Raw genomic sequence first — 6,192 nt, forward strand, 5'->3', positions numbered from 1 at the left:
GAGATTTGGAAGTTGAAGAGGGAAGTTAAAGAAAAGGTTAATCATGCTTAGACAAATTAACTTAAAAGACATAACTTTTATAGCTTTAAAAGCAGGTAAAAGTGTCTTAGAAATTTATAATCAAGATTTTAAAATTTCTTATAAAGATGATAGTTCACCTTTAAGTGAAGCAGATCTCATTTCAAATGAGATTATTTGCAAAGAGCTTGTTGGATTTAACATCCCTATACTTTCAGAAGAAAATAAAACCATACCTTATGAACAAAGAAAAAATTGGGAATATTTTTGGTGTATAGATCCAATCGATGGCACTAAAGAGTTTATTAATAAAAATGGAGAATTTACTATAAATATAGCTTTGATTTGTAAAGATACTCCGGTTTTGGGTGTAGTTTATGCTCCAGCATTGGATTTGCTATATAGTGCTAAAAAAGGTAAAGGTGCTTTTAAAAATGGCATAAAGCTACCTTTACAAAGAAATGATGATTTTTATAAAATTGTAGCTAGTAAATCACACTTAAATGAGCAAACAAAAAATTTTGTAGATAGTATTCAAACAACCAAGCAAAAAGAGTTTATCTCTATGGGAAGTTCTTTAAAACTATGCTTGGTAGCTAGTAATGAAGCAGATATTTACCCAAGATTAGCTCCTACTATGGAGTGGGATGTAGCTGCTGCTGATGCTATAGTCAGAGAGGTTGGGAAAATGACTTATGATTTTTATACCAAAAAACCTTTAGTGTATAATAAAGAAAATTTATTAAATCCATATTTTATAGTAGAGTAAAAAATGACCCATTTAGAATATTTAGAATCAGAGTCTATTCATATTATCCGTGAAGTAATAGCTGAGTTTGAAAAACCAGCTATGCTTTATAGTATAGGTAAAGATAGCTCGGTTATGCTTCATCTTTTACAAAAAGCATTTTATCCAAGTTTACCTCCACTTCCTTTGGTGCATGTAGATACCACATGGAAATTTAAAGAGATGATAGAATTTAGAGACAAACGCGCTAAAGAGCTTGGTATGGAGCTTATAGTCTATCAAAATCCTAAAATCAAAGAATTAAATCTTTCTCCATTTACACATGGTTCATCCATGCATACAGATATTGCTAAAACACAAGGTTTAAAACAAATGCTTGATTTATATCAGTTTGATGCGGTATTTGGTGGTGCAAGAAGAGATGAGGAAAAATCGCGTGCAAAGGAAAGAATTTATTCTTTCCGTGATGAAAATCACTCATGGGATCCAAAAAATCAACGCCCAGAATTATGGGATATCTACAATGGTCGTCATAAAAAAGGTGAATCCATAAGAGTTTTCCCGCTGAGTAATTGGACTGAGCTTGATATATGGCAGTATATTTACAAAGAAAATATTCCTTTGCCAAGTCTTTATTTTGCTAAAAAGCGACCGGTAGTAGAGTACATGGGGGCTAAAATTTTAGTTGATGATGAGCGTATGCCAAAAGAACTTGCTAAAAATGCTAAAGAAGAATTAGTTCGTTTTAGAACCCTAGGTTGCTATCCGCTAACAGGAGCTATAAATTCAAGCGCTAGCAATGTTTTAGAAATCATCGAAGAACTTTTACTTTCTAAAACAAGTGAAAGACAAGGTAGGCTTATAGACACTGATGAAGAAGCAAGTATGGAAAAAAAGAAAAAAGAGGGGTATTTTTAATGAAAACAAATGTAGAAAAATACCTAAAAGAACATGAAAATAAAGAGCTTTGTAGATTTATCACTTGTGGTAGTGTAGATGATGGTAAATCAACCCTTATAGGTAGAATGCTTTATGATGCAAAAATGCTTTTTGAAGATCAAATTTTATCTTTAGAAAAAGATAGTAAAAAGCTTGGTAGTGCAGGGGAAAAGCTTGATTTTGCGCTTTTAGTAGATGGTCTTGCAAGTGAGAGAGAGCAGGGCATAACCATAGATGTAGCATATAGATTTTTCACAAGTGAAAAAAGAAAATTCATCATAGCAGATACTCCAGGCCATGAACAATATACTAGAAACATGGCAACAGGTGCTAGTACAGCTGATATTGCTATCATACTTATAGATGCTAGAAAAGGGGTTTTAACTCAAACTAAAAGACATTCTTACATAGCGAGTTTGCTTGGCATAAGGCAATTTATTATTGCTGTGAATAAAATGGATTTGATTGATTATAATCAAGAAATTTTTAATACAATCTGTAAAAATTATCAAGAAATTCTACCATGCTTAAAAAATCATGAGTGTATTAAAACCCACTTTGTTCCTATATGTGCATTAGATGGAGACAACATAGCTTCTAAAAGTATTAATATGTCTTGGTATAGTGGAAAAACCTTATCTGAGCTTTTAGATACTTTGCCTATTGCTACTAGTTTAAGTGATGAGTTTATCATGAGTGTGCAATATGTCAATCGCCCTCATTTAAATTTTAGAGGTTTTTGTGGAAATATTGCTAGCGGAAGTATAAATACTAAAGACGAAGTTGTGATTTTACCTTCTTTAAAAACAAGTAAAGTAAAACAAATTATCACACCTAGTATTAAAAACTTGAATGTACCCGATAAAAATGAAAAAATTCAAAGTGCTAAAAATGCTAGCTTTCCAAGTGCTATAACTTTAACTTTAGAAGATGAGATAGACATTTCAAGAGGCGATGTAATAGCTTCTAAAAATCATAGTATAGAAATTTCAAATTCTTTTAAAGCTATGGTGATATGGATGAGTGAGGTTAAGTTTAATTTAAATGAAAATTATCTTATCAAAATAGCAAATTTAACTACTAATGTAGTATTTGAAAAAATTGATTTTAAAAAAGACATTAATACTTTCAAAGAATTTCAAAGCGATGAATTAAAACTCAATGATATTGCTAAATGCACCTTAAAGCTTAATAAAAAAACAGCCCTTAAAGCTTACAAGGACAATAAAATTTTAGGAAGTTTTATCATCATAGATAAATACTCAAATGAAACCTTAGCAGCGGGTATGGTAGAAGAAATTTTAGCAAGCGAAGAAAAGAGTAGAATTTATACTCAAGCAGAAATAGAACTTAATGCTTACATTAGAAAAAACTATCCTGAATGGGAATGTAAAAAAATATGAAAATTATTGTTGCATTAAGTATTTTAATTTTGCTTATTTTGTTAATTAGCAATAAAATTAAACCTTTTATTTTATTTGGTAGTGTAGCTGTGCTTTATTATCTTTTGGGGTATTTAAATTTAAATACTTGGCTTAGCTCTTATACGAGCGAATCTTTGATAGTGCTTGTTTTGCTTTTGTTAGTTTCACTAGCTATAGAAAAAAGCGTTGTGATAAGTTGGTGTTCTAAATTTATCATAGGTAAAAATTATCATCTATCACTTTTAAAGCTTGGAGTTGTTACAGCTAGTATTTCAGCTTTTTTAAATAATACTGCAGTAGTGGCGAGTTTTATGAGTATTATAAAAAATAACAAATTTCAAGCTCCTTCTAAACTACTCATCCCTCTTTCATATTTTTCCATAGTTGGTGGAACTATGACTTTGATAGGCACTTCAACTAATTTGATAGTCAATTCTTTTGTAGTGCAAAATGGTTTGGAAAGTTTAAAGATTTTTGATTTTTTTGCGGTGGGTTTTTGTATAAGTGTTGGAGTGCTTATAGTGCTTTTGATTTTTAGCTTTTTATTGCCTGAGTATAAAGAAAGAGAAAATGTCATTAATGAGTATTTAATTAATGCTAAGGTTTTAAACAATAGCTCATTAGTGGGAAAAACTATACAAGAAAATGGCTTAAGAAATTTAGAGTTTTTGTTTTTACTTGAAATTCAAAGAAAAGATGAGCTTATTACTCCTGTTAGTCATAATGAGTTTATTAAAGAAGGAGATGTATTAGTTTTTAGTGGAGATATTACACATTTAGAGGCTTTGAAAAAATTTGATGGCTTGCAAATTGGCTCACAAGATTTGAAATTAGAAACATTAAATTTGGTAGATGTTGTTATAAATTCTGAGTCAAATTTGATAGGAAAAAGTGTTAAAGAAGCAAATTTTAGAGCTAAATTTGATGCAGGGATTGTAGCTCTAAAAAGAGGTTCAAAAAATATTTCAAAAATTGGCCAAAGTTTATTACAAGCTGGAGATAGGCTTATTTTAAGTGTAGGTAAGGACTTTCACTCAAGAGATAATATTAATAAAAACTTTTACATTATCTCAAATATTATGCAAAATCAAAAGTTAAGCAATATTCAAAGTTTTATAGTGATTTTTGCGTTTTTAGCCATCATTGCTTTATCTGCTTTGGAGTTAGTGTCTTTGCTTAAAGCGCTGCTAGTGTTTTTAGCTTGCTTATTTATATTTAAAATCATAAGTTTTGATGAAGTAAAAAGACGCTTTCCTTTGGAAATTTTTATTATAGTGGGATCTTCTTTAGCCATTACTAAAGTTTTAGTTGATAGTGGTTTGGCTAAAGATTTGGCTGAGTTTATTATAGGAACTTTTGGAGTGTATGGATTATATGGTAGTTTTGTGGGAATTTATCTTCTAACTTTGCTTTTAACTGAAATCATTACTAATAACGCTGCCGCAGCTTTGGCTTTTCCTATCGCTTATAGTACTGCTTTAGCGCTTGAAGTTAATCCAACTCCGTTTATATTAGCGGTTGCTTACGGGGCAAGTTGTGCTTTTTTAATGCCACATGGTTATCAAACTCACTTGATGGTAGGTTCAATTTGTGGGTATAAAACTACTGATTTTATAAAAATAGGATGGATAGTTTCTTTGACTTATTCAGCTATTGTTTTAACTATAATTCCGGTATTTTTTAGTTTTTAAGGAAAAAAATGAGCAAAAATTTAACTTGGCATACAAGTAGCATTACAAAAACTCAAAGAGCTAAACTTAAAAATCAAAAACCATATGTTTTATGGTTTAGTGGGCTTAGTGGTAGTGGTAAATCTACTTTAGCTAATGCGGTTGAAAAAAAACTTTTTGAGCAAGGTTTTCATACTTATCTTTTAGATGGAGATAATGTGCGTCATGGACTTAATAAAGATTTGGGTTTTGATGAGGCTTCAAGAGTAGAAAACATAAGACGCATAGGAGAAGTATGCAAGCTTTTTGTAGATGCTGGCATGATAGTACTTTGTGCTTTTATATCACCTTTTGAAAAAGATAGAAAGCTTATAAAAGATCTTTTAGATGATGATGAATATATAGAAATATTTGTTGATACACCTTTGGAAATTTGTGAAAAAAGAGATCCAAAAGGACTTTATAAAAAAGCAAGAAATGGAGAGATTAAAAATTTCACAGGTATAGATAGCCCTTATGAAAAACCTAAAAACCCACATATACACATAACAAAAGAAGATCTTAATGAGAATGTGGATATGATTTTGAGATTTTTAGATGGGAAAGTGTAAATGACTGCTTATGTGCATATAGGAACTATGAAAACAGGGACTTCAAGTATACAGAATTTTTTATATTTAAATCGTAGTTTACTACAAAAGCAAAACTATTATTATCCCATTAGTATAAAAAATACCGGTAGATTAAATGATCATAATCCTTTTGCACATAAATTTAATACTTTGTTAAATAAGATAGATGATTTGAAAATACTTTCTAGAGAGTTGAAGTATTTAAGTAATGAAATTAAGATGTGTAGTTATAGTAAGATTATTATTTCTATGGAAAATATACAATGGTTATTGAATTCTCAACAAAAAATAAAATATTTTTATGATTTCCTAATGTGTATTTTTGATAATATAAAAATCATTATATATTTAAGAGATATTGCTGAATTATTTACATCTATGTGTTCACAAGCTATTAAAGACAATACTCATTTAGATTATCATTTTTTATATCCTTATCAAAATGAAAAATCAAAAATTTTGAGCAATTATAGACAAATACTACAATGGTGGGGAGGGGTTTTTGACAAAGAAAATTTAATCGTAAGACTATTTGACAGAAATGAATTTTACCAAGGAGATTTGTTAAAAGACTTTGTTTATAATATAGGTTTACAATGGGATGATAAATTTCAAATTCCAATAAAAGAAAATGAAACTTTGGATTTAATAGGATTTGAGCTTTTATGTAGGATTAATAGGCTAAATCCTTTTATGTATAAAAGTAGATATTTTGATGTAGTTGAATATTTTGATAGAAATTGCACAAATGGAAATCAATA

The 6,192-nt window shown here is 29.6% G+C and carries 6 protein-coding genes; all 6 read left to right on the forward strand.

What is annotated here, in order from left to right; translation table 11 throughout:
- Positions 1-43: 43 nt before the first annotated feature.
- Complete coding sequence (gene cysQ, locus CAMP5063_RS07955; protein WP_263687628.1) at positions 44-787, forward strand: 3'(2'),5'-bisphosphate nucleotidase CysQ; 744 nt, start codon at positions 44-46, stop codon at positions 785-787.
- A gap of 3 nt (positions 788-790) precedes the next feature.
- On the forward strand, positions 791-1,684 hold the full coding sequence (cysD, locus tag CAMP5063_RS07960) for a sulfate adenylyltransferase subunit CysD (protein WP_144653614.1): 894 nt from the start codon (positions 791-793) through the stop codon (positions 1,682-1,684).
- Positions 1,684-3,108, forward strand: a complete 1,425-nt coding sequence (gene cysN / locus CAMP5063_RS07965; protein ID WP_337195136.1) for a sulfate adenylyltransferase subunit CysN — start codon at positions 1,684-1,686, stop codon at positions 3,106-3,108. The genes cysD and cysN overlap by 1 nt, the downstream gene beginning before the upstream one ends.
- Complete coding sequence (locus CAMP5063_RS07970) at positions 3,105-4,820, forward strand: SLC13 family permease (protein ID WP_337195137.1); 1,716 nt, start codon at positions 3,105-3,107, stop codon at positions 4,818-4,820. Before cysN ends, CAMP5063_RS07970 begins: the two co-directional genes overlap by 4 nt.
- Positions 4,821-4,828: 8 nt before the next feature.
- The gene (gene cysC, locus CAMP5063_RS07975) at positions 4,829-5,410 is read left to right on the forward strand and encodes an adenylyl-sulfate kinase (RefSeq protein ID WP_337195138.1); all 582 of its coding nucleotides are present in this window, start codon (positions 4,829-4,831) and stop codon (positions 5,408-5,410) included.
- Positions 5,411-6,192, forward strand: a 782-nt coding sequence (locus CAMP5063_RS07980) for a hypothetical protein (protein WP_337195139.1), incomplete at its 3' end; no start/stop codon positions are given.

This window comes from Campylobacter sp. RM5063, assembly GCF_024723655.1.
Classification (GTDB): domain Bacteria; phylum Campylobacterota; class Campylobacteria; order Campylobacterales; family Campylobacteraceae; genus Campylobacter_D; species Campylobacter_D lari_D.